At 57.7% G+C, this 23,733-nt stretch carries 24 protein-coding genes; 8 read left to right on the forward strand and 16 right to left on the reverse strand.

What is annotated here, in order from left to right; genetic code table 11:
* Positions 1-10 precede the first annotated feature (10 nt).
* Positions 11-538, reverse strand: a complete 528-nt coding sequence (locus ACYASS_RS12375) for an AAA family ATPase (RefSeq protein ID WP_463586329.1) — start codon at positions 536-538, stop codon at positions 11-13.
* Between the two features lie 381 nt (positions 539-919).
* On the opposite strand from ACYASS_RS12375, the gene ACYASS_RS12380 reads away from it, so the two are divergent.
* On the forward strand, positions 920-1,750 hold the full coding sequence (locus ACYASS_RS12380; RefSeq protein WP_122664484.1) for an undecaprenyl-diphosphate phosphatase: 831 nt from the start codon (positions 920-922) through the stop codon (positions 1,748-1,750).
* A complete protein-coding gene (locus ACYASS_RS12385) occupies positions 1,750-2,187 on the forward strand; it encodes a DUF1294 domain-containing protein (RefSeq protein WP_463586330.1) in 438 nt (145 codons plus the stop codon). The genes ACYASS_RS12380 and ACYASS_RS12385 overlap by 1 nt, the downstream gene beginning before the upstream one ends.
* Positions 2,188-2,191: 4 nt before the next feature.
* Here ACYASS_RS12385 and ACYASS_RS12390 read toward each other — a convergent pair whose 3' ends face one another.
* Both ACYASS_RS12390 and ACYASS_RS12395 read right to left on the reverse strand, forming a co-directional pair.
* Positions 2,192-2,536, reverse strand: a complete 345-nt coding sequence (locus ACYASS_RS12390; RefSeq protein ID WP_463586370.1) for an MmcQ/YjbR family DNA-binding protein — start codon at positions 2,534-2,536, stop codon at positions 2,192-2,194.
* 19 nt (positions 2,537-2,555) lie between these two features.
* Positions 2,556-3,494, reverse strand: a complete 939-nt coding sequence (locus ACYASS_RS12395; protein WP_463586331.1) for a LysR substrate-binding domain-containing protein — start codon at positions 3,492-3,494, stop codon at positions 2,556-2,558.
* Positions 3,495-3,623: 129 nt separating this feature from the next.
* Here ACYASS_RS12395 and ACYASS_RS12400 point away from each other — a divergent pair, with 129 nt between their 5' ends.
* The 4 genes from ACYASS_RS12400 to ACYASS_RS12415 all read left to right on the forward strand — a co-directional run bounded on the left by ACYASS_RS12400 (position 3,624) and on the right by ACYASS_RS12415 (position 8,435).
* Positions 3,624-4,235, forward strand: coding sequence for an FMN-dependent NADH-azoreductase (locus ACYASS_RS12400; protein WP_463586332.1), 612 nt, complete (start codon positions 3,624-3,626; stop codon positions 4,233-4,235).
* Positions 4,236-4,457: 222 nt separating this feature from the next.
* On the forward strand, positions 4,458-6,524 hold the full coding sequence (treS, locus tag ACYASS_RS12405) for a maltose alpha-D-glucosyltransferase (protein WP_243247462.1): 2,067 nt from the start codon (positions 4,458-4,460) through the stop codon (positions 6,522-6,524).
* A 93-nt stretch (positions 6,525-6,617) separates the two neighbouring features.
* Positions 6,618-7,952, forward strand: coding sequence for a sensor histidine kinase (locus tag ACYASS_RS12410; protein WP_463586333.1), 1,335 nt, complete (start codon positions 6,618-6,620; stop codon positions 7,950-7,952).
* Positions 7,953-8,009: 57 nt separating this feature from the next.
* Complete coding sequence (locus ACYASS_RS12415; RefSeq protein ID WP_463586334.1) at positions 8,010-8,435, forward strand: DUF3830 family protein; 426 nt, start codon at positions 8,010-8,012, stop codon at positions 8,433-8,435.
* Between the two features lie 11 nt (positions 8,436-8,446).
* Here the strand turns inward: ACYASS_RS12415 and ACYASS_RS12420 are convergent, their stop codons facing one another.
* The 6 genes from ACYASS_RS12420 to ACYASS_RS12445 all read right to left on the reverse strand — a co-directional run bounded on the left by ACYASS_RS12420 (position 8,447) and on the right by ACYASS_RS12445 (position 14,976).
* Positions 8,447-8,839, reverse strand: coding sequence for a YkvA family protein (locus ACYASS_RS12420; protein WP_463586335.1), 393 nt, complete (start codon positions 8,837-8,839; stop codon positions 8,447-8,449).
* Between the two features lie 101 nt (positions 8,840-8,940).
* Positions 8,941-10,053: an ABC transporter substrate-binding protein gene (locus ACYASS_RS12425; protein WP_463586336.1), complete on the reverse strand. Its 1,113-nt coding sequence runs from the start codon at positions 10,051-10,053 to the stop codon at positions 8,941-8,943.
* A gap of 149 nt (positions 10,054-10,202) precedes the next feature.
* Positions 10,203-10,985: an ABC transporter ATP-binding protein gene (locus ACYASS_RS12430; protein ID WP_463586337.1), complete on the reverse strand. Its 783-nt coding sequence runs from the start codon at positions 10,983-10,985 to the stop codon at positions 10,203-10,205.
* The gene (locus tag ACYASS_RS12435; protein WP_463586338.1) at positions 10,982-12,040 is read right to left on the reverse strand and encodes a FecCD family ABC transporter permease; all 1,059 of its coding nucleotides are present in this window, start codon (positions 12,038-12,040) and stop codon (positions 10,982-10,984) included. Before ACYASS_RS12435 ends, ACYASS_RS12430 begins: the two co-directional genes overlap by 4 nt.
* Positions 12,037-14,418 (reverse strand): TonB-dependent siderophore receptor, encoded by a 2,382-nt coding sequence (locus tag ACYASS_RS12440; protein ID WP_463586339.1) that lies wholly within the window; start codon positions 14,416-14,418, stop codon positions 12,037-12,039. Before ACYASS_RS12440 ends, ACYASS_RS12435 begins: the two co-directional genes overlap by 4 nt.
* 153 nt (positions 14,419-14,571) lie before the next feature.
* On the reverse strand, positions 14,572-14,976 hold the full coding sequence (locus tag ACYASS_RS12445) for a RidA family protein (RefSeq protein ID WP_463586340.1): 405 nt from the start codon (positions 14,974-14,976) through the stop codon (positions 14,572-14,574).
* Between the two features lie 128 nt (positions 14,977-15,104).
* Here ACYASS_RS12445 and ACYASS_RS12450 point away from each other — a divergent pair, with 128 nt between their 5' ends.
* A complete protein-coding gene (locus tag ACYASS_RS12450; protein WP_463586341.1) occupies positions 15,105-16,049 on the forward strand; it encodes a LysR family transcriptional regulator in 945 nt (314 codons plus the stop codon).
* A gap of 170 nt (positions 16,050-16,219) precedes the next feature.
* Here ACYASS_RS12450 and ACYASS_RS12455 read toward each other — a convergent pair whose 3' ends face one another.
* From ACYASS_RS12455 to ACYASS_RS12465, 3 genes are all read right to left on the reverse strand, one after another.
* Positions 16,220-16,897, reverse strand: coding sequence for a DUF3313 domain-containing protein (locus ACYASS_RS12455; RefSeq protein WP_463586342.1), 678 nt, complete (start codon positions 16,895-16,897; stop codon positions 16,220-16,222).
* A gap of 398 nt (positions 16,898-17,295) precedes the next feature.
* Complete coding sequence (locus ACYASS_RS12460; RefSeq protein WP_243247478.1) at positions 17,296-17,517, reverse strand: PLD nuclease N-terminal domain-containing protein; 222 nt, start codon at positions 17,515-17,517, stop codon at positions 17,296-17,298.
* A gap of 69 nt (positions 17,518-17,586) precedes the next feature.
* Complete coding sequence (locus ACYASS_RS12465; RefSeq protein ID WP_463586343.1) at positions 17,587-18,102, reverse strand: DUF4142 domain-containing protein; 516 nt, start codon at positions 18,100-18,102, stop codon at positions 17,587-17,589.
* Positions 18,103-18,422: 320 nt separating this feature from the next.
* Between ACYASS_RS12465 and ACYASS_RS12470 the strand changes: the two genes are divergently transcribed.
* Positions 18,423-19,280 carry an SDR family oxidoreductase gene (locus ACYASS_RS12470; protein ID WP_463586344.1) on the forward strand — a complete coding sequence of 286 codons (858 nt, stop codon included), beginning with the start codon at positions 18,423-18,425 and terminating at the stop codon, positions 19,278-19,280.
* Positions 19,281-19,376: 96 nt separating this feature from the next.
* Here the strand turns inward: ACYASS_RS12470 and ACYASS_RS12475 are convergent, their stop codons facing one another.
* Genes ACYASS_RS12475 through ACYASS_RS12490 form a run of 4 tightly spaced genes read right to left on the reverse strand, consistent with a single transcriptional unit; the run spans position 19,377 to position 23,617 of the window.
* Entirely contained in the window at positions 19,377-20,606 is a 1,230-nt protein-coding gene (locus ACYASS_RS12475; RefSeq protein WP_463586345.1) for a Zn-dependent hydrolase, read from the reverse strand.
* A gap of 22 nt (positions 20,607-20,628) precedes the next feature.
* A complete protein-coding gene (locus ACYASS_RS12480) occupies positions 20,629-21,558 on the reverse strand; it encodes a 2-hydroxyacid dehydrogenase (protein WP_463586346.1) in 930 nt (309 codons plus the stop codon).
* Positions 21,555-22,310: a class II aldolase/adducin family protein gene (locus ACYASS_RS12485; protein ID WP_463586347.1), complete on the reverse strand. Its 756-nt coding sequence runs from the start codon at positions 22,308-22,310 to the stop codon at positions 21,555-21,557. The genes ACYASS_RS12480 and ACYASS_RS12485 overlap by 4 nt, the downstream gene beginning before the upstream one ends.
* The gene (locus ACYASS_RS12490) at positions 22,307-23,617 is read right to left on the reverse strand and encodes an MFS transporter (RefSeq protein WP_463586348.1); all 1,311 of its coding nucleotides are present in this window, start codon (positions 23,615-23,617) and stop codon (positions 22,307-22,309) included. Before ACYASS_RS12490 ends, ACYASS_RS12485 begins: the two co-directional genes overlap by 4 nt.
* Between the last annotated feature and the right edge of the window lie 116 nt (positions 23,618-23,733).

Consider the following 23,733-nt stretch of genomic DNA (forward strand, 5'->3'; position numbering starts at 1 on the left):
GCGCCGTCGCTCAGGCGCACTTGAGTAGTTGCTCGACTGCCGCGAAGACTCGTTCGCGTCGTTGGGCCCAAGTGCCGCCGATGACCAGATAATTCTGCTGATGCTGTTCAAGCCAGTGCAAAGTGTCATGGAAGAAAGCCTGTCGTGACGCCAGCTCGGGTTGGCACCGCTGACCGTCGCCCACCCAGTCGATATCGCGTGGATCAAGCAACAGATGCAAATCATAGTGTCGAGCCAGCAATGCGGGCTCAATCCACGCAGGACAATCCCCGAATAACGTTTCACTCCAGAGCTTGTTGCTCAACAGATGAGTATCGAGGATTAACAGCTCGGGCGCGGCGGCGCGGGCAGCATCTTCGCGGTCCAGTTGGCCCTGAGCGATGGCGGGGATATCCGCGTAACAGGTATCCCGCTGGTGCTGCTCAATAAAGCTGCGTACATACTCGCGCACCAGCACACCACCGAAGCAGCGCTGTATTTCTGCTGCCAGCGAGCTTTTGCCAGTCGACTCGGGACCGGTGAGTACGAGTACTTTCATCAAGCGGTTGCCGTGGACCACGTTAAGATGGCGCGCCGGGGGGCTGCCAGGCAATAAGGTGAAGGCATCGCTAATTCTCGGAAGGGCGGAAACGGCCACGATTGTAAGCGTATATGAAGCTGCGCGCAGTCATTCCAAGCAAAAACCAGCGGCTAGCGTCCTGCTTGTAACTTCCGTCCGGGCGACAAACGTCCCGGGGCAGACTTCAGTGGCAGCGTCGTGCCTCAAGGTCTGTTAGCATCGCCACGCCTTGCTTTGGTCCGGTGCTGTAAGCGTCCGTTTTTAACGGACTTTTCACCTTTTGACGGGCATATTCGCACGCTGTTTGAACATGACAATTTTAAGAGGCTTGCTTCGAGCAATGCTTCACTTGGGGGAATGATGGATCTTTGGACCGCCGCTCAGGCATTGATTCTCGGGATTGTGGAGGGGCTGACGGAGTTCCTGCCCATTTCCAGCACCGGGCACCAGATCATTGTCGCGGACTTGATCGACTTCGGTGGCGAGAGGGCGATGGCCTTCAACATCATTATTCAGCTTGGCGCGATACTCGCCGTGGTCTGGGAGTTCCGCCGCAAGATCCTTGAGGTCGTCGTCGGGCTGCCCAAACAACGTCAGGCGCAACGCTTTACGCTCAATCTGCTGATCGCTTTTCTGCCCGCCGTTGTCCTGGGTGTGATGTTTGCAGACTTGATCCACGAGTATCTGTTCAACCCGATTACGGTCGCGACGGCTCTGGTCATCGGCGGTGTGATCATGCTGTGGGCCGAGCGTCGGGACCACGTGGTTCATGCCGAAAGCGTTGATGATATGACCTGGCGCGACGCGCTGAAGGTCGGTTGCGCGCAGTGTCTGGCGATGATTCCGGGGACTTCTCGTTCTGGCTCGACGATCATTGGTGGGCTGCTGTTCGGCTTGTCGCGCAAAACCGCTACCGAGTTCTCCTTCTTTCTGGCCATGCCGACCATGGTCGGCGCTGCTGTTTACTCGGGTTACAAGTACCGCGACCTGTTCCAGCCTGATGACTTCCCGGTGTTTGCCCTGGGTTTCGTTGTGTCCTTTATCTTCGCCATGATAGCCGTGCGCGGGCTGCTCAAGTTCATTGCCAGCCACAGCTACGCAGTATTTGCCTGGTACCGCATTGTCTTTGGCCTGTTGATTCTGGCGACCTGGCAATTCGGCTGGATTGACTGGACCAGCGTGCAAGGCTGATGGGCGCAGAGTCACGCGTCAAACCCAATAAACCGGCAGCGCCAAAACAGCAGCCGTTACGTTTCGCGAGAGTCAAACTGGCGATCTTCCTGGCCATTTGTCTGCTGCCGGTAGTCGGCCTAACGTCGCTGTTGCTCAACGGCGTTTGGTTGCCCGCTGCGGTCTACCTGACAATGAGCCTGCTGGCGTTCTTGCTGTACTGGCGCGACAAACGCCAGGCCAGAGCTGGCGGCTGGCGGACCCCGGAGAAAATCCTTCACGCCGTGGAGCTGCTGGGTGGCTGGCCGGGCGCGATGCTTGCGCAGCAAGTGCTGCGTCATAAAACCCGCAAACTGTCCTTTCAAGTGCTGTTCTGGCTGATCGTGCTGCTGCATGAGGTGATCTGGATTGATCGTGTGTTGTTGGGTGGCAATTACCTGAGCAGGCACTTTTACTAAGCCGTCACAACTTCAGTGCGATCTGCTGTTTCTTTGGCAATTTGCTGACTACCAGCTGATGCGAACGGGTCAACAGGTCTCGCAACTCCTCGTCACCCAGGGAGTAGGGCGTGGCGACGCTGATCCAGTAAGCTCGCGCGAGATACGGTGCGGGTCGTACGCCAGGGCGATCGACATAACCGAGGAATAATTCGGGCGCTACTTTGAAAGACAGGCCTTTGCCTGCCAGATCCATCACCGCAAACATCTTGTTGCCAGCAATCGAAAACACTCGCGTACCGCCCCATTTGTAGTCCTCACGGGCTCCCGGCAGTTGCAGGCAATACGCGGCAACTTGCTCAATATCCATTGGCTGGTCAGCCGTCTTCTCAATGGCCATGAGTCTGCTCCTGATGGCTTGCTTTGGGTGTAACGGGTTCGTGTTTGAACGCCTGGCTTACATGTTCAATCCACGCGCGCACGGCGGGCAACATGCCGCGCCGCTGGGTGTAGGCCGCTTGCAAGTTACCACTGGGCAGCGACCAGTCAGGCAACAACTGAATCAACTGACCATTGGCCAACTCTTCGTGACAATTCATCAAAGGCAGCATGGTCAGGCCTAGCCCTTGCAGAGCGGCATTTTTGCGAATCGGGAAGTCATCCACCACCAGGCGTGGATCGAGTGCCAATTCGCAGCGTTCGCCATTGCTGTGCAGCAGTTGAAAGTGCACCTTGCGGTCGGCCTCAGCAGCGCCCAGCACTGGCAACGCGGCCAAGTCTTGTGGACGGGTGATGTTGTGTCCTTTCAGCAAGGCCGGCGATGCCACGATGGCGGCGCGGGCCGGAGACAATTGACGCACGATCAGGCTTGGGTCTTCATCGCCAACGTCACGGACGCGTAACGCGACGTCGATGCCCTCGTTGACCAGATCGACCCGACGATTGACCAGAATCAGCTCCAGTTGCACCTGCGGATGCCGGATGAGGAATTCGTTGACCACTTCGGACAGATTCCAGTGCGTCATGCCAATCGGGCACGACACTCGCAATCTGCCACGCGGCTCGGCCGTCAACGACGCGACTGCCTCATCGGCCATCTCCGCTTCCAGCAGCATCGCCTGGCAGTGGCTCAGATAACGCTCGCCCACAGCCGTCAGGGCCAGTTTGCGCGTAGTGCGTTGCAGCAGGCTCGCGCCCAAACGCTCTTCAAGTTCGGCAATACGCCGTGACAGACGCGACTTGGGAATGCCCAGCAGGCGTCCGGCGGCAGCAAAGCCACCGTATTCGACGACTTTGGCGAAATAGTAAAGGTCGTTAAGGTCTTGCATACCGGGGTCGATTGTCCTGTGTGTAGAACGAACTATCACATTTAAGCCGACTAATCAGCGATTGGATTGCGCTGTAGGATTATCCCCGCTTAATCGCCAGCTGGCGACTTTTCATTTGGGAAGCACGTTATGAAACTTTTGCACATCGATTCCAGCATCCTCGGCGATCACTCTGCGTCTCGCCAGCTCAGCCGCGAAGTCGTTTCAGCCTTTACTGCTGTTGAACAAAACGCACAGGTCACTTACCGCGATCTGGCCAGCGAATCACTGAACCATTTTTCCCCGGCGACCCTTGCCGCAGCGGGCACGCCTGAAGAAGGCCGTGATGCCGCGCAGAAGCAGGAAGTCGCAACCAACGAGCAGATCCTGCAGGAGTTCCTTGATGCCGACGTGGTTGTGATTGGTGCACCGGTCTATAACTTCACTATTCCTAGCCAGCTCAAGGCCTGGATTGACCGCATTACTGTTGCCGGGCGTACCTTCCGTTACACCGAAACAGGCCCGGAAGGCCTGGCTGGCGGTAAACAAGTGATCATCGTTTCCACTGCTGGTGGTTTGCACGTCGGTCAACCGACCAGCGTTGGCCATGAAGATTTCCTCAAGGTTCTGTTCGGTTTCATTGGTGTGACCGATTTGAAGTTTGTCTTCGCTCACGGCCTGGCTTATGGCGAGGAGCCGCGTGCCAATGCGCTGACTGCGGCGCAAAAGCAGATTGCAGAAGAGTTGTTTGCGGTAGCGTAAAACAGGCTTACTGAACACCGCTGTTGAGAGAACTCCAGTGCCCAAAGCGCTGGAGTTTTTTGCTGTCTGGCGTATGCCAATCAAACATAAATGCAACGTTTGCCGCCCGTTACGCTCTTAAAACCAGTGAGGCCTTGAAAAAGGTACGCAGACTCAATCGGAACAGCTCAGATCAATCCGATCGTTTCAACTCGACTGACGTGAAGCGGATGACTGGAATTTATGACGACACCGGAAAAGCAGTACGTGGAGTGGCTGGTTGAACAGTCAATGCTCAATGCCGCACGACAGCGCGCCAAGTTGTACTCAGGGCAAGGCAGGCTTTGGCAACGTCCATTCGCCGAGTCCCGACCCAGAGATGCATCGGCGATTGCATCGGTCTGGTTTACTGCTTATCCGGCGTCGATCATCACCCGACAGGGCGGATCGGTCCTTGAAGCGCTGGGCGATGAAACGCTCTGGCACGCCATGTCCGAGATTGGTATTCAAGGGATTCACAACGGCCCGCTGAAAACCTCCGGCGGCCTTCAGGGACGGCAGCACACACCTACTATCGACGGTAACTTTGACCGGATCAGCTTCGGTATCGACCCTGAGCTGGGCACCGATGCGCAGTTGCTCAGCCTGAGCCGCATCGCTGCTGCGCACAACGCAGTGGTCATTGATGATGTGATCCCGTCGCACACCGGCAAAGGTTCCGACTTCCGACTGGCCGAAATGGCCTATGAGGATTATCCGGGCCTGTATCACATGGTCGAAATCCGTGAGGAAGACTGGCAGCTGCTGCCGGATATTCCGGCTGGACGCGACGCCGTGAACCTGATGCCCGAAGTAGTCGATGCGTTGAAGGACAAGCATTACATCGTCGGTCAGTTACAACGGGTAATTTTCTTTGAGCCTGGCGTCAAGGAAACCGACTGGAGCGCTACCGGCATTGTCCAGGGTGTAGACGGCAAGGCCCGGCGTTGGGTGTACCTGCATTACTTCAAGGAAGGTCAGCCATCCCTGAATTGGCTGGACCCAAGCTTCGCGGCGCAGCAAATGATCATCGGCGATGCGCTGCATTCCATTGACGTCATGGGCGCGCGGGTTTTACGTCTGGATGCCAATGGTTTTCTGGGCGTCGAGCGCAAGGCTGAAGGCAATGCCTGGTCTGAAAGTCATCCACTGTCGATCACCGGCAACCAGTTGTTGGGCGGGGCGATCCGCAAGGCAGGCGGCTTCAGTTTTCAGGAATTGAACCTGACGCTGGACGACATCGCCTCGATGTCTCATGGCGGTGCAGATCTGTCTTACGACTTCATTTCCCGCCCGGCTTACCAGCATGCGCTGCTGACCGGCACCACTGAGTTTCTGCGGCTGATGCTGCGCCAGGTGCATGCTTTTGGCATCGACCCGGCGTCTCTGATTCATGCGCTGCAGAACCATGACGAATTAACCCTTGAGCTGGTGCACTTCTGGACGCTGCACGCCCATGACACCTACCACTATCAAGGCCAGACGCTGCCCGGCAATATTCTTCGCGAGCATATCCGTGAAGAAATGTACGAGCGGCTGGCGGGAGAGCACGCCCCGTATAACCTGAAGTTCGTGACCAATGGCGTGTCGTGCACCACCGCAAGCATCATTACAGCGGCATTGGGCATTCGTGATCTGGACGCGATCACCGACGAAGATGTTCAGAAAATCCAGCACATCCACTTGCTGTTGGTGATGTTCAACGCCATGCAACCCGGCGTGTTTGCCTTGTCAGGCTGGGATTTGGTCGGCGCGCTGCCATTGCCTGCTGATCAGGTTCAACATCTGATGCAGGACGGTGATACCCGCTGGATCCATCGCGGCGCTTACGACTTGGTCGATCTGGACCCCGAAGCCGACTTTTCGGCGGGCAACATGCCCCGCGCCAGAACGTTGTACGGCAGCCTCGTCAGTCAGCTACAACGCCCCGATTCCTTTGCTTCGCAGTTGAAGAAAATCCTCGCAGTGCGCCGTGCCTACGACATCGCTGCAAGCAAGCAGATCCTGATTCCGGATGTGCAGCATCCAGGACTGCTGATCATGGTGCACGAGTTGCCTGCTGGGAAGGGCACGCAGATCACGGCGCTGAACTTCAGCAACGAGCCAGTGGTGGAAACGCTGCACCTGGCTGACATAGCCCCGGGACCTGTGGTGGATATCATTAATGAACGGGTCGAGGGCGACCTGACAGACCAGGGTGAATTCACGATTACTCTCGACGCCTACGAGGGCCTGGCGTTGCGCGTAGTCAGTGCATTGCCAGGTTTTTAACACCGTCCCCGACACCTACTGTGTAGCTCCGTTGACGAAATGACGACATATCTGGCCTGATACTGTCCGGATGTAAACGTCAACGGAAGCTGCATGGATATCAAACACAGTCTCAAACAGCGCATCGTCATCGTCTTCACGCTGATGAGTACTCTGGTCGCCTTGATTTTTGCAGCAGGCATTGTCGTCACTGTGCACCTGGTGGGTAAAAAGCTGACCACACTTTCAATGAACGGCGACCTGCACCGCCTGCTGTTGATGGATGACGTCGCCAACTGGAGCCATCGACCGGAAAAAGACTCGTTTTTCTACGTGCAGGATGCGTCGGGCCTGTTTGCGATGCCTGATGTTCTCAAGCCTCTTGGGCCCGGATTTCACAAAGTCACCAAAGACAACATCAGTTACTACGCGATGGTCGACGTAGTGGATGGTCGTCAGTACGTCTTGCTGCGGGACCAGTCCGCGACGATTCAGCGCGAGCGCATCTTGTTTGCCATTGTTCTGGTGGGGTTTGTGCTCAGCGTTCTGTTGGCGTTGTTGCTGGGGCGCCTGCTCGCACAGCGGGTCATGGCGCCCGTGGTAAAACTGGCGGGGCAGGTGCGTCACCGTGATCAGGTCATGGACGCCGCCCCGGCGCTGGCACCGGATTATGCGCATGACGAAGTGGGTGAGCTTGCTGTGTCTTTCGATGAAACCCTGGGCCGATTGCGCGCCGCCCTGAGTCGCGAGAAGATGTTCACCAGTGATGTCAGTCATGAACTGCGCACGCCGTTGATGGTGCTGGCGAGTTCCTGTGAGTTGTTGTTGGAAAATCCCGCCGTGGACCCTCGATCACGTAATCAGGTATTACGCATCTCCCGCGCCAGCGAAGGCATGCGCCAACTGGTGGAAACCTTCCTGCTACTGGCCCGTATCGACACCGAGGTGCCAGGGCATGGCCCGCGCTCAACGCTTACGGCGGTGGCGGATGAGTTAGTGGATATCTGGCGCAAACCCATCGAAGAAAAAGGCCTGACCTTGCGCTATGAGCCCGGCGTTGGTTCGGATCGCCTGTACAACGCAACGCTGCTGCATTCGGTCATGAGTAACCTGCTGCGCAATGCCTGGCACTACACCGACGAGGGCTTTATCAGCCTGAACCTGCACGGTAACCGCTTTACGGTTGAAGACAGCGGAATCGGTATACCGATTGAGAAACAGCAGGCCATGTTTCAGCCTTTTGTCCGGGGCGATGAGCAGCGAGGGGAAGGCCTCGGTCTGGGCCTGTCGCTGGTGCAGCGCATCTGCACGCATCAAGGGTGGTCGGTCAATCTTGAAAGCCGTGTGCCACAGGGGTGCTGTTTTGAAGTGAGCCTGGTGGTAGCCGCTGCTTCTGCAGATAAACCTGAGAGTACCCGGAAACCGAACGCTGTCAGTCAGCCTGCTTAGACAGGTGCTTGCAGTGTCTCGATGTGATTAACCCGTTTATCTTGAGAGTGATCCTGAATGACGACCCTGAAAATTACCTCGGGCGGGTACGAGTTTCTCGCTGAAACCCATCCGGACGCACCGCAAACCGTTGCGGCTTTTCTCACGCTGTTGCCATACCGACAGAAAGCGATTCACGTTCGATGGAGCGGTGAGGCTTGCTGGGTGCCATTGGGCGAGTACCAACTGCTGTTGAACGATCAGCCCATCGGCTTTGAAAATCACACCAGCCATCCATCGGTAGGGGACATTCTGTTCTACCCCGGACCTTACAGCGAGACCGAGATTCTGATCGCCTATGGTTCGTGCTGCTTCGCCAGCAAAATGGGGCAATTGGCCGGTAATCACTTCCTGACCATTGTGCAGGGCAAGGAAAACCTGCGCGCCCTCGGGGTTAAGACCCTTTGGGAAGGTGCGCAGGATGTGCTGTTTGAGCTGGCCTGACCGGTTCGGGCTCAGGTTGCCAATGCGCGCCACAGCGCCCACGCGATCAATAACCAGATCAGCACGATGCAGACGACCATCAACCAGCGTCCATTGAGACTGATTCGCTGTCCTGCCATGGCTTGTGCTTCAGCACGACAACGTTGCTGCAGCGTTTCAGGGATGAGACGCAGGGCGAGGGCGATACCCAGCGGCAGCAAAAGCACATCGTCCAGGAAGCCCAGTACCGGGATGAAATCGGGAATCAGATCAATCGGGCTGATGGCGTAAGCCACGGTCACTAATGCGATGACTTTTGGCAGCCAGGGCATGTCCGGTTGACGGCAGCACAACCAGAGCAGAATCAGATTGGCTTTGAGGCGGCGAGCCCAGAGCTTCAGTTGTTTTAAGGTGTTGCTGATCATTGTGACTACTCGTCAGGCGGCGCGTGTTGGGGCCCTGTAAAAATGGAATGTGGTGCCAGACAAATCCGTTCATTCAGGCTCCTGTGTCTGTTGCGCAGCGCTTATCTGGAAGCGCTGCCCAGGTCTTTGAAGCACGCCTGTTGATGGAAAACAAAAGGCACGTCGGGTAACGCGGTGAACTGCCGGATCAACATCCGGTACTCGGCGTCCGGGTCCAGATCAGCGAACTGTTCTGGCCAGAAGATCTTCGCCAGCCATTGTGCCCCGACCACGTTGAAAACGCTGTTATAGAACTGATGATTGAGGCCCTGTACGCAGTTTTCTGCTGAGTTCGCAGTGGCCGCAAAGCCTGGGCGGGACATCAAACGGTTCATTTCGCTGTTGATACGTTCGGCATCGGCGCCATAGCCAAAAGGGATGGCGGTAACCCCATTGCGTTGACGCTGGGTGCCCGTCATGAGGTACACGTCGGGTTTACTCAGAATCAGAGTTTCCAGTGCTACGTCGGCTGACTCGCTGCGCAGATAGCGCGAGCCCAGGTTTATTGCTCCCAGGTTTTCAATCAGCAAGCCCCAGCCAGCGTGGGCCTGAGTGTGGCAGCACCCGCCAGATCCTGCTTGTCCGGCCCGCGCCTCGACAAATACTTTGGAGCCGGGTAAACCCGCAGTTTTCTCGCGGATGTGCGCCAACTGCCGACGGTAGACCTGCAGGTAGGCAGCTGCGTTGTCTTCCTGGCCCAATACCTGGCCCAGCAACTCCAGGCTGCGGGGTACGTTAACCAAGGGATCCAGCTCATTGTCGACATAGATCAGGGGGATTCCCAGCCGCTCAAGCACGCTGTTGAGTACCGTATTCTCAATGGCTGCGCGCCCACTGAGGCGGGCGATGATCAGGTCAGGGTGGGTGCGCAGCAGGCTTTCGATGTCCAGCTGGCCGGTGTCGGGAAAGTCCAGGTCCTGGACTTGCTTTGCCTGCGGCCAACGCTGGCTCACGACCTTCCAGAGTCCAGGGTCGGAACTGGCCAGATTGTTATCCCACGCAACGACCCGGGCCAATGGCGATTCACGCTCCAGCAACGCTAATGACAGCAGCACGTTACTGTCCTGCAGCACGATACGTTGTGGGGCGTGGGGCAGTGTGACGCTGCGCCCGGCCAGATCGACGACCGTGATTGGGTAATTCTCTGCCTGGGATGTTGCGCAAAACAGGGGCATTAGTGCCAGAGTAGTCAGGAAACAGGTTATCCATCGTTGGAGCGAGGCTTGCCCGCGAAGAGCGGTGACGCGGTATGCCTGCCGTACCCGTTTGACCGGTTCGCGGGCAAGCCTCGCTCCAACAGTTTGCAGTGTACTGCCTGAGAAACTCATGCCACCGACCCGTCGACATGAATCTGCACCCGGCCCTGGCTGCAGCGTTCAACCCGGGCGTGTACCCGATAGACCTGTGCCAGCATGGCCGGGGTCAGGGTCTGTGCCGGACTGCCAGCGGCGTTCAGGCGTCCGCGTTCGAGGACCATGATCTGGTCGGCCCAGCGCGCCGCCAGCCCGAGGTCATGGAGCACAACGACTACGATGCGGTCCTGATCGGCCAACTGTCGAACCATGCTCATGACGTCATTCTGATAACGCAGATCGAGCGCACTGGTGGGCTCGTCGAGCAACAGCAGGCGCGGTTGACGAATCACGGCCTGAGCCAGGCTAACCATCTGGCGTTGACCACCGGACAGACTCTCCAACGGTTGCAGGGCCAGATGCATGATTCCCAGTTGTTCCAGCACTGCACAGGCTTTGTCTTGTTGGTCCCTTGCGCTGCCAACCATGGCCAGCGAATCACCACCGCGTAACGCGCCAAGCAACGTTTCGAGCACACTCAAGGCAATACCGTCGGGCAAGGTCTGAGGCATGAAACCCAGCACGGCGGCACGTTCACGACGCTTGCACCGCAGCAGGTCGAGGTCTCCCAGGCGTATTTCCCCCGTGGCAGACAGCAGCCCGGCAAGACTGCGCAGCAGGGTCGACTTGCCTGCACCATTGGGGCCAACCAGCGCCACGACCTGGCCCGGAGCCACGTCGGGCAGATCGATGCCGTGCAGGACGGTGCTGTGCTTGTAGGCGACGGTGAGATTGCGCACCTGCAACAGGCTCATGTCCGGCCTCGCTTGAGAATCAGGCTCATAAACAGCGGTACGCCGACCACGGCGGTCACGATGCCGATAGGCAAGACCACGCCCGGTATGAGTTGTTTGCTGACAATCGCCGACAGCGACATGATCAGTGCGCCCATCAAGGCGCTGACCGGCAGGAAGAACCGGTGATCTTCACCGATCAGCATGCGGGCGATGTGTGGGCCTACCAGTCCGATAAAACCGATCGTGCCGACAAACGCCACCGCCGTGGCAGCCAGCAGACTGATGCGCAGCAGGGCGCCCAGACGCAAACGAGCGACGTCAATGCCCAGCGTTGCAGCACGCTCGTCGCCCAGGCGCAGGGTGGTCATTTGCCAGGAAGCACGCAAACTGAATGGCAATACCACAAAGAACACCGCGGCCAGCGTTTGCACCGCAGGCCAACTGGCTCGGCTAAGGCTGCCCATGCTCCAGAACACCAATTGCTGCAAGGCATCCGCCGATGCCAGGTATTGCAGCAACGCGACCATGGCATTGAAGCTGAAGACCAGCGCGATGCCGAACAACACCAGTGACTGCACGCCGCCCGTGAGGCTCGCGACCGCCTGTAACAGCAAGACCGAGGCAAAGGCGAAGATGAACGCGTTGGCGGTGATCAGCCAGCTACCGGGGACGCCCGGGATACCCAGGTCGAGCACAATAGCCAGTGCCGCACCGAAGGAGGCTGCCGATGAGACGCCCAGGGTGAACGGGCTGGCCAGCGGATTGTTGAGGATGGTCTGCATTTCCGCCCCGGCCAGGGACAGCGCAGCGCCAACCAATACCGCCATCAGCGCGAACGGCAGGCGCAGCTCACGGACAATCACCTGGGTGTCCGGGTCAGTATTGGCGGGGGCAAATATCGCCAGCAGCACATCGCTCGCGGCAAAGCGCGTGGTGCCCAGGGTGATGTCAGCCACCAGACAAGCCAGCAACGTCACCACCAGTACAGCGCAGATCCACAGACGTTTACGCAGGATTCTGCTGTAGGCGACATGCAGTGTTTCGGCGTTCAGCGTGGGCTGCGAACGACTCAAAACCTGGCGCTCACGCTGGCGACGAACGAGGCAGGCTCGCCTGCGTAATTACCGTCGGTACCGGCTGCGGTTTCGATGTACTTGCGGTCAGTCAGATTGCGGCCGTTAAGGGCGACACGGATGTTTTCGTCGATGTCGTAGAACACGCTGGCATCGACCCGGGCGTAGCCACCCACGTCGTAACTGTTGTTGATATCACCCTGGCGTTCACCTACGGCAATCACACCCGCGCCAAAGCCCAGGCCTTTCATCGGCCCATCCTGCAGTTGATAGCTGGACCAGATCGACCCGCTGAGAATTGGCACTCCGTCCAGACGGTTGCCCGTTTCTATTTCGGTATCCTTGGTGACTTTGGCGTCCAGAACACTGACGTTGCCGATGATTTCCCAGCCTTCCAGCGGCGTACCACTGACATCCAGTTCTACGCCACGCACCCGCTGCTCGCCGGTCTGTACGGAGTAGTTGTCATCCGTCGGGTCGGGCGCAGCCACGTTCTGTCGGGTGATCTCGAACATCGACAGGGTTGCACTGAGGCGCTCAGGGATCAGATCGAACTTGGCGCCCACCTCATATTGTTCGCCTTCCTCTGGATCCAGCGTGCTGCCGCTGCGTTGAATATCGCTCTGCGGTGTAAACGAGGTGCTGTAGCTGGCGTAGAGTGCGAGCCAGTGAGCGGGCTGATACACCAGACCCAAGCGTGGCGAAACCTTGGTCGGGTCCATGTTAGTCGGGGTTGATACACGGTCCTGGCCCGGAGCGGAACCGGGAACGGTTGTGGTGTTGCGCTGACGAGTGTCGTCGTAGCGGGCGCCCACGATCAGTTTCCATTGTTCGCTCAGGTCAATCTGGTCCTGAAGATAAAAACTGTAGGACTCAACCTTGTAATCGGTCTCCTCGTTGAAGGCGAACGCGCCTGGCTGGGCGCCGTAAACCGGATTGAAAATATCGATGGAGCCCAGTGTTGCCCGATCGCTGGCGACATTGCGCTTGCCGTCGATGTATTCAAAACCGGCCAGCGCTGTGTGGTTCAGGCCACCAGTAGCAAAACGGGCAATGGCTTCGAACTGCATGTCCAGCGTCTTGACACGCTCATCGCCATCGGTCGCCCGGCGGCGCAGGGTCCGGCCGTCAGCAGCAAGGTCGCGTAAATCCACCACATAACGGTTTTTGTGAGACTCGTCCCAGCGAGTCATCTGGCGCAGGGTCAGCCAGTCATTCACGTCGTGCTCGGCGCGGTACCAGGCCGAAAACTTGTCGGCTTTGTCCCTGGACCAAGGCTCGTGCAAGTAACGGTCGGCGCTCATATTGATCTTGCCGTTTACCGGTATCAGTCCACGGTCGAACGGGCTGGTCTGGTTGATGTATTCCAGGCCGGCGTCCACGCGGGTGACATCGCTGGGCTCCCAGCGCAATGTCGGTGCGATATACGTGCGCTTGCTGTCGCGAAAAGTGTCACGAAACCCCCGCTCGGTCTGCGTGGCAACCGTCATGCGTCCGGCCAGTGTCTTCGCTTCGTCCAGTGGACCACTGGCGTTGGCCTCAAGGCGATAGAAGTCATAGGAACCGGCCTGCGCCTTGACTTCCGCTTCGGGCGTGAAGCTCGGCTGCCGGGTGACCAGATTGATCAACCCGCCCGGGTTGCCACGGCCATACAGCACCGAGGCCGGACCCTTGAGCACCTCGACACGTTCGACGTTGGCCAGGTCACGCAGCGCTTCGGGGCGCGACACCAGCGGGTTGATCAGCATGCCGTCCACGGCATAAGTCGTGGCTTTGAAACCACGAATAATGAAGCTCTCTGAAGAGCCACCGTGACTATTGCCACGCTGCACGCTGCTGACGTTGGTCAGCGCATCGCCGAGATTATTGACCTGTTGATCCTGCAGTACTTGCCGCGACACCACCTGAATGGATTGTGGAATGTCACGCAGGGCGCTGTCGGTTTTAGTGCCCGTGGCGCTGCGAGTCGCACGATAACCCAGTACCGGGCCGTCCGCGCGCTCGACAAAACTGGTGGAAGTAATGGTAGAAGGGGCGAGATTGACTGCGCCGCTGGCGGGCTGCGCGAACAGCAGCAACGTGCGGTCATCCGTCAGCGACCAACCCAGGCCTGAATCCCTGAGCAACTGCGTCAATGCTTCGCGCTCACTGAGCTCTCCACTGAGGGCTGGTGCGGTTTTGCCCGCTGCCAGCGCAGCGTCAAAGCTCAACTGCAACTGATTCTGTCGAGCGAATTGTGCCAGCGCCGATGCCAGCGGCTGGGCATTCATGCTGTAACGGGCAGTGCGAGGACTTTCAGGAGCCTCGGCAGCCCAACTGTTCCCCATGGGCAGCATGATGAGCAGGGCGAGCGACGGCAATGCAGGTAGGCGCGACATCAATACGATCCTTCATACGTCTTGATTACGTTTGCGAAAAATTCTCAAACTGATCATCAAAGACGTAACGCTCGCGGATTTTTCTCAACGTCGGGTAAAAAAATCGCAAAAAAAATCGAGGACGAATGTAGACACCCGTCCTCGCAGGTCGGATCAGCTTGCAGACGCTTCCGGAAGTTTTGCGATGACCTTGATCTCGAAGTCAAAGCCGTACAGCCAGGTAACGCCCACAGCAGTCAGCGTGGGGTGCGGCGCATGACCCCAGAACTCGGGCACGACCTTCCAGATCGTTTCGAAACGAGAGGCGGGATCAACAATGAATATTGTTACATCGATCACATCATCGAATGCACAGCCTGCTGACTGGAGAATCGCAGTCAGATTGGTGAACGCCTTTCTGGTCTGGGTTTCGAGGTCCGGCTCCGGTGAGCCATCTTCGTTACTGCCAACCTGGCCGGAAACGAACAGAAAACCGTTGGAGCGGATAGCCGGGGAGTAGCGGTTACGTTCGTAAAGCGCTTGACGGCCTGCTGGAAACACTACGTCACGTGAGGTCATGTTTTGGTTACCTTGTCTGGATATCGAACCCGACTGACTCTAAGCACTTGCACTCACGCAATAAACGAGCAACCTTGTCCAGCACTGTTTGCGAATCCCAAACAATCCAACGGTTAATCGAGGCGTAAATGGACCGTTTTGACGCAATGCTGGCATTTGCCCGTGTGGTGGAGGCGGGCAGCTTCACCAAAGCTGCCGATACGCTGCACATGAGCAAAACCACCGTCACCCAACTAGTTCAACAGCTAGAGGCGAGGCTGCGGGTCAAATTGCTTAACCGCACCACGCGCAAGGTCAACGTGACTGCCGATGGCGCCGTGTATTACGAGCGGGTGATCAGGCTGCTGGCTGACCTGGATGACGCTGAAACCGGCTTGTCCAGCGCAGCGTCGTTGCCGCGAGGCAGGCTGCGAGTGGACGTGCCCAGCCCGCTGGCCAGAATGATCCTGATGCCCGCATTGCCCGCCTTTCATGCGCAATACCCGGATATCCAGATCGATATGGGTGTCAGCGATCGAGTGGTCGACATCATTGGTGAGAATGTGGACTGCGTGGTACGCGGCGGCGAGCTCACGGATCAGTCGTTAATGGCTCGTCGGGTAGGCGACTTGCGGCTCGGAATCTACGCGGCGCCAGCTTATCTGCAGCGCCTCGGCACGCCCTTGCATCCGCGTGATCTGGAAAACTCGTCACATCGAATCGTCGGTTTTCTCTGGGCGCGTACCGGCAAAGCGTTGCCATACGCCATGCGTAACAACGAAGAAAATCTGCTTATCCACGGGCGCTACGTACTGGCGGTCGACGATGGCAATGCCTATCTGGCAGCGGGGCTGGCGGGGTTAGGTGTGATATGGCTGCCGGACTACATGGCCAAGGACCATGTGGCAGCTGGCGCGCTGGTTCCGTTGTTCGAAGAGTGGCGGATGGCATCCATGCCGCTCTACGTGGCCTTTCCACCGAACCGGCATGTCAGCATCAAGGTCAGAGTCTTCATCGATTGGGTTGCAGAACTCATGGCAGAGCATGCCCCGGTGCTCGAATTGCGTGATGAAAACGAAATGACCCAGCGCTGACAACTTGTAGGAGCTGCCGAAGGCTGCGATAGCGGCATGTCAGGATAAATGCCTCGCAGCCTTCGGCAGCTCCTACAGAAGGCGCATTTCAGTTTGGGTGTGTGTGTTTTGTTTGATGGGAGTTCATAAGGTGACCTCGTGACACTAGAAGCAGGGATTCGCGCCAAGACTTACTTTTTCCAGGCGCTGAGTTTCTCATAGCTCAGGCGCAAGTCGTTGGCCCAGCCGTCCAATACTGGTTTCACGCTGTCCAGCGTCAATTGGGTTTTATCGTTTTCCAGCGCCTCGCCGCTGCCTTTACGCACGACCTGGGCGAGCACTTTGTTGTTGTCCGCATCAAGAAAGGCCGCTTCTGTAGCAATTTCAACGTTCTGATCCCGACCGCCAGCCGCGGTATTCACGGCTGCAGCAAGCAGCGCAACCGGGACTATCTCGTAAGGCCTGAGGCCTTCGGTGGACGTTGATACGGCGGTGATCGCGGGGCGGACAATAATGGTATTGGGCCCGGGCGCCTGAGCGATGCTCAGGTTTTTGCCCAGCTCGCGTTTCAGCGCTGTATCAAAGTAACGCGTGATTGCTTGCAACGTCTGTGTACTGATCACCGCTGTCGGTTGCGGCTTCGGGTAGAACTGGCTGGACTCGATATAGACGTGAGTGTATTTGTTCAGCTGAATATCCGGGTCAATCCAGCGCATGACCGGTGCTCCGCTCGCGCTTTCAGCCGGTTTGAGCTGGCTGTAGTCCTTGAGAAAGCCTGAATACTGACTCGGATCGACCCGCGAACTGGCGCATCCTGCGAGGCCTAGAGCGGCCCAGCACAGAAGCACTTGTAGTAGTGAAGTTTTCATTGAGTGAATCCCTGCGTATTGGGGAAACCTGTTTGGGCTCAACAGACATATCTGCACGTGCAAACACAACTGCGCCCCGATACGTCCTTGCGCGGGTATGACCCTTGATCGACGTTTACGCCCACGCCGTTGGACGGCACCCTGAGAACGCTAGCAGGTCACTCAACGACTGCCAGCGAATACGCCCGAAAACCTGTAAAGATGCAAAGCAGTCCTCATATAGCACACGCAACTAGTGCAGCACCGTCGATAACATAGCGCCGCCCTGATTAAGCAGAATTAATAACGTGACTTGCTATTAAGCCGCACGGTGTAACTGTAGTTTTACAGCAGCCGCTCATACGGAAGTTGATCGCCGTGGGCATGGACGCACGGCGATCGATACTTACCGACGCTTTTCAACCCTTACTGTGTTCCGAGGAGGTGGGAGGGTTAGCGACTCCACGCGGACCGGTAACGCCCCAGATGACTAAACCCACCAATGGCAATGCCAAAATCAAAATAGCCCAGCCTGACTTGGTGCCCGCAGGTTTGGTGCTGCGATATACGCTGACAATTGCCCACACATCTAACAGCAGGACAATTAACACCGCGCCGATTGAGAACAGAGACATCTCCATTATCGATCTCCTGATTGCTGAAAGAGCGGATGCGCCGCGTATCGCGGCGCTGCCCTTTAGCAACCGATGTTAGTGAGCGGCGTCGCCGCCATGTTTTTCTGCGAGGGCCTGTGCATGCTTCAAGTGCTCTTTCAGCACGGGCAGCGTTTTGCTGGCGAACGCCTTCAACTCTGCATCTTTGCCATCGCTGGCTTCTTTCTCGAACAACTCGATGGTCTGTTCGTGTGCCTTGACCTGATTGTTGGCGTAGGCCTGATCGAATGACTTGGCGCCCCGCAGCTCGAGAATCATTGATTTGGCCTTATCCATCAGCATGGCCTGATCGGACACTTCAAGTTTTTTGCTTGCCGCGATTTTCGCCAGTTCTTCATTCGCTTTGGTGTGATCCTTGACCATCATGTCCGCGAACGCTTTGACATCGGCGGAGGTGCTTTTTCCCTGAGCAAGTTTGCCAGCCTCCACTTCAGCGACGCCTTTGGCTGACGCGTCTTCGACAAAATCGTCGTTATCCTGTGCGGCGAAAGCGCCATGGCTAGAAGTCGCCAAGATAATAGCCAGTGCAGTATTACGAACTAATAGAGACATTTTATATTCCGTTTGTTTATTTTAATGACCAGGCACTGTCACGCCTGTTACTGGACCTGTGAGGTAAGCGATTGATTAAAGGTTCAGCCTTTTTTGGGGTCGATTTTTTAGAATTATTCGGACGGGCAGGTATCGTCTGCATTAATGGCGTTTGAATGTTCAAGCACCTCAATCCAGAACGGCGACGGCCCATACTCGATAGTTGATACAGAAGTAGTAATTCCCACCTCGATAACGGTCGTCATGAAAGTGCGAACTCACGGAAAGGGTCGCAGTCCACCCTCAGTGCATCAACGTTCAATGATACTGGAGGGGCCACAATGACTGATTATCCAACGCCACCTTTTGCGGGCCAGCAGCAAACCGTGCCGGGTAGCCAGCAAAAAATGCAGCCAATCCCTGATTGTGGTGAAATCAGCTACAAAGGTTCGGGACGTTTGGCAAACAAGATCGCACTGATTACTGGCGGTGATAGCGGTATAGGCCGTGCGGTCGCCATTGCATTTGCAAGGGAAGGCGCGGATGTGGCGATCTCTTACCTCGACGAACATGAAGACGCGCGTGAAACCGCACGCTGGGTGGAGGAGGCGGGCAGACAGTGTCTGTTGTTGCCGGGTGATCTCACGCAAAAAGCTCAATGCTCCGCGATCGTAGACCAGACGGTCGAAAAGTTCGGGCGCATCGACATCCTGGTGAACAACGCAGCGTTCCAGATGAGCCGGGAGACGCTGGAAGAGATTTCAGATGAAGAATGGGTCAAGACTTTTGATCTGAACATCACGGCCATGTTCAGGATCTGCAAGGCGGCTCTGCCTTCCATGGCGGCGGGCAGTTCGATCATCAACACCAGTTCGGTGAATTCAGACATGCCCAAGCCCACGCTTTTGGCCTACGCAACGACCAAAGGGGCCATTGCCAACTTTACGGCGGGACTGGCTCAAATGCTTGGCGAACGCGCGATTCGCGTGAACAGCGTAGCCCCAGGCCCAATCTGGACGCCTCTGATCGTGTCGACTATGCCCGAGGAGGAGGTTAAAGAGTTCGGCGCGCAAACCCCGCTGGGTCGCCCCGGGCAACCTGTTGAGGTTGCGCCGATTTACGTACTGCTGGCCTCCGACGAAGGCAGCTACATCTCCGGCTCGCGGTATGGCGTAACCGGTGGCAAGCCTATTTTATAAAGACAACCTGCTATCCAACAGGTCGTTAACATCCAGATGTCGCCGCAGTTTTCCTGTGGCGACACTTTTTCAGCGCTGGCCGACTTACCGAAGCCTCTATGCCTGAATTCGTTCAACAATCGCATTCAGCAACACGTCACACCCCATGCGTGCATCTTCAGGGAAGACATCTTCGGCCTCGTTGTGGCTCAGTCCGCCCACGCAGGGAATGAATACCATGGTGGTTGGGCAGTGCCGCGCCAGCAGAATTGCGTCGTGACCGGCACCACTGACAATGTCCTGATGCGGATAACCGAGTGCCTCGACCGCGCGCCGTACAGCCGCTACGCAATTACTGTCGAACGGCGTGGCCGGGCTGAGCCAGTGACGCTGGATGTTCAGCGTCAGCCCCCGGGTATTGGCAATTTGCTCGAAGCGCTGCTGTACCTGTTGCTCCATCAGAGCAATCTGCTCGTCGTGATGGTGACGCAGATCGACGGTGAAGCTCACGTTGCCAGCGATGGTGTTGCGCGATGATTTGGCGATGCTCACCTGGCCGATGGTCACCAGACCCTGAGGGGCGAATTCCTCGGCCAGTGCTTCAAGCTGCGCGGCCATCTGCGCCACGCCGAACAAGGCGTCCTTGCGCAGCTTCATCGGCGTTGTACCGGCATGTGCGCTCTGGCCCTGGACCTGCACATCGAGCCAGCAAATGGCCTGGCCGCCGGTCACGACGCCCACCGGAATGCCGTTATCTTCGAGAATCGGACCTTGTTCGATGTGCGCTTCGAAATACGCATCGAAAGGGCGTTTGAACGGTTGCTCACCCACATGCCCGGTGGCGTCCAGCGCCTGGGCGACACTGATACCCTCTGCATCGCAGGCGTCCAGAGCGGTTTGTAAGTCCAGGCTTCCGGTAAACACCGCCGAACCGAACATGGCAGGGGTGAAGCGCGCGCCTTCTTCATTGGTCCAGACTGCTATTTCGACGGGCCGCTGACTTTGAATACCCTGTTCATTAAGGCAGCGAACCACTTCCAGTCCGCTTAATACGCCATAGATCCCATCAAAGCGGCCGCCTTTGGGCTGGGTGTCCAGATGGCTGCCCATGACGACTGGCGCAAGGCTGTTATCCAGCCCGGCACGTCGTGCAAACAGGTTGCCGATGGCGTCGAAGCTCAGGGTCATGCCTTCTGCACGGCACCAACTCATGAACAGTTCGCGACCGGCTTTATCTTCTGCTGACAAGGCAAGGCGGCAGTTGCCACCTTTGACCGTCGCGCCGATTTTGGCCATGTCCATCAGGCTGCCCCACAGGCGGTCGCCGTTGCATTGATATACTTTCATTACCAACCTCTTGCGTGTTTCTTCAGTAGCCCAGCGTCGGGTCCACCAGATTGTTCAGGGGTTCACCACTGATCAGGCGGCGCGCGTTTTCCGCTACCTGTAGCGCGATGCAATCATGAGAGGCGGCGGACGCCATGTGGGGCGTGACGATTACGCCCGGCATCTGCCACAGAGGGTCATCGCGTGTTAACGGTTCGTGCTCGAATACATCAAGCACGGCGCCGCGCAGTTGCCCGCAAGCCAGTGCCTGCTGCAGGTCATCAACCCGCAAGTGCTGGCCGCGACCCGCGTTTACGATGACGGCGCCAGGGGCCAGGGCGGCAAAGGTGTTTGCACACAAAATACCGCGCGTGGCGTCGGTCAGTGGCAGCAGGTTGATCAGCATGTCCAGGCCGTCGAGAAATTCAGCGAATTGCTCGTTACCGTGATGGCAGGTTACGCCCGGCAACTGCCGCGGGCTGCGGGCCCAGCCGCGTACCGCGTAACCGGCTTCGGTCAGATCCGTCGCAATGGCCGCGCCCAGCGAACCGAGGCCCATCACACCGACCCTGAACTGACTGGCAGGCCGTTGAGGGTGACGCAACCAGTGATTCTCACGTTGCTGGGTGATGACGCGATCAAAGTCCCGGTGAAAATGCAGCACTGCCCAGCGAACGTATTCGGTCATCCCCTGACGATGGTCAGGGTCGACCACCCGGCAAGCAGGCACGTCAGGGCAGCTTGGGTCGGTCTGTAAATGATCGACGCCCGCAGCCACCGAGTGCACCAGTTGCAGATTGTGCAACCGGGCCATGCTGTTGGCGGGTGGGTACCAGCAGGCGGCGACTTGCGCCTGAGCAGCGGCCGGATCGTCAGCCAGTACGACCTGTAGCTCCGGAGCCTGACGGGCAAATGCCGCTTGCAGTTGGCCGAGCAGGGCAGTGTCGCGACTCAATAGAACGACAGTGGTCATGAGCAGTACGACTCGCGCTGGTCTTCTATCAGGGTCAGCGCGGCATTCCAGCTCAGCTGGATAATTTCCGCCGCCTCGTCGCGATCAAATTGCTGCGCGGTCAGCCGGCAGACTTCTTCGCTGGGTTGCAGCAGCTTGCTGTTACCGGACAGGGCCTGAATCTGCGCCTGACAGGCACGCTCCAGAAAATGAATTTCGTGAAAGGCCTGGGCAACGCTGCCTCCCGCTGCCAACAAGCCGTGATTGCGCAGAATCATCGCTTTATGAGGGCCAAGATCGGCCACCAGGCGCTTGCGTTCTTCCAGCGACAGGGCGATCCCTTCATAGGTGTGATACCCGAGCTTGCCGTAGAACTTCAGCGCATGCTGGGTGATCGGCAACAAACCGTGCTCCTGTGCCGCGACGGCCATACCGGCTGCCGTATGGGTGTGAATCACGCAGTTGAGGTCCTCACGCGCCATGTGGATCGCTGAGTGAACAATGAACCCGGCAGCATTGACCCGACTGTTTTCCGTGTCGCCATTGACGACCTGACCATGCTGATCGATGCGCACCAGATCACTGGCTTTCATCCGGTCGAAGATCACGCCGTAGCGGTTGATCAGGAAGTGATGCTCCGGGCCCGGAATGCGCAGGCTGATGTGGGTGTCGATCAAGTCGGTCATGCGAAAGTGTGCAATCAGCCGGTACAGAGCCGCCAGCTCGCAGCGTGCCTGCCATTCCACGGCGTCGATAGAGTAAGGGGTGTTCATGAAAGCTCCTTGTTGAAGGCTGGCTGTGCCGCCGCGCTGGTGTCACCTCGCAAACGGGCCAGACCACAGACGCCGAACAGCGAAATACCTGCCAGTACGCTGAAGAAAATCGCCAGAGGCAGCCATTGCCCGGCGTAGTGCGTAGCCAGCAAAGTGCCGATGACCGGCGTGCTGCCCCCGGCAATCGCGCAAATCAGCTGGTAGGCGATGGAAATCCCGCTGTAGCGCAGATGCGCCGGGAAGGCTTGCGCCATGTAACCAGCAATGACCGCGTACAACGCCGAAAGGGTGATCACGGCCATGGCAATGCCCAGAGTCATCAGCGCCAGGTTCTGGGTGCCGACCAGCAAAAACATTGGATAGGGCATGACCATCGAGAGCAGGGCGGCCAGCATCAGGAAGCGGCCTTCACCGATGCGCTCGGCCAGCAATGCGCTGATGGGTTGTGAAATGAACTGCAGGATGGTCACGATGAACAGGCAATCCAGAATCGTTGCCCGGGAGATGCCTTGGTACTGCGTGACGTAAGTAATCATAAAGGTGTTGGTGAAAAAGAAGCCTGCCGAGCCGATGGTTACCGCGCAGGCTGCAAAGAAAATCTGCCGCCAGCAGGTGCGCAGCACGTCCAGCACCGGGTACTTGGCGGTTTCGCCTTTCGCGGCCACATCTTTGAATTCCGGCGACTCTTCAACACCAAAGCGGATCGCCAGGCCAATCATCATCAGTACACCGCTGGCCAGAAACGGCAGGCGCCACCCCCAGTCGGCGAATTCGGCAGGCTCTAGAGACGTCACCAGCCTGAAGGCGATCAGCGCCAGCAGCAAACCCGCCGGGCTACCTAACTGGGCGAAGGAGGCATAGAAGGTTTTGCGGCCCTTCGGTGCGTGCTCGCTGGCCATCAGTACCGCGCCGCCCCATTCGCCGCCGACGGAAATGCCTTGAACGATACGCAGCACTACCAGGCCGATAGGTGCCCAGATACCGGCAGTGGCGTAGGTCGGCAGTAGGCCGATACCTGTCGTCGCGAGGCCCATCAAGAGCATGGTGAACAACAACATCTTCTTGCGCCCAAGACGATCACCGAGGTGACCGAAGACCATCCCGGCCATAGGCCGCGCGATAAATCCGACTGCAAAGGTGCCAAACGCTGCGAGGGTGCTCAGGCCCGGCGTATCGCTAGGGAAAAACACCTGGCCAAGGATCAGCGCAGCGGCAGTGGCATAGATGTAGAAATCGTAGAATTCGATGGTCGTCCCGACGAATGCGGCGGCAGCCGCCCGGCGAGGCTGGTTCGATGAGGTTCGCATGCAAGGCCCTTTTGGTTTTGGCGTTATGGCAGGGGTCGAGGCTGATTACGTGGCGCTCTAAGGGCGCTTCCATGCTTTATCGCTCGCAGCCTATAATTAATCAATTTGCTAATACT

The organism is Pseudomonas sp. HP_14 (assembly GCF_055283875.1).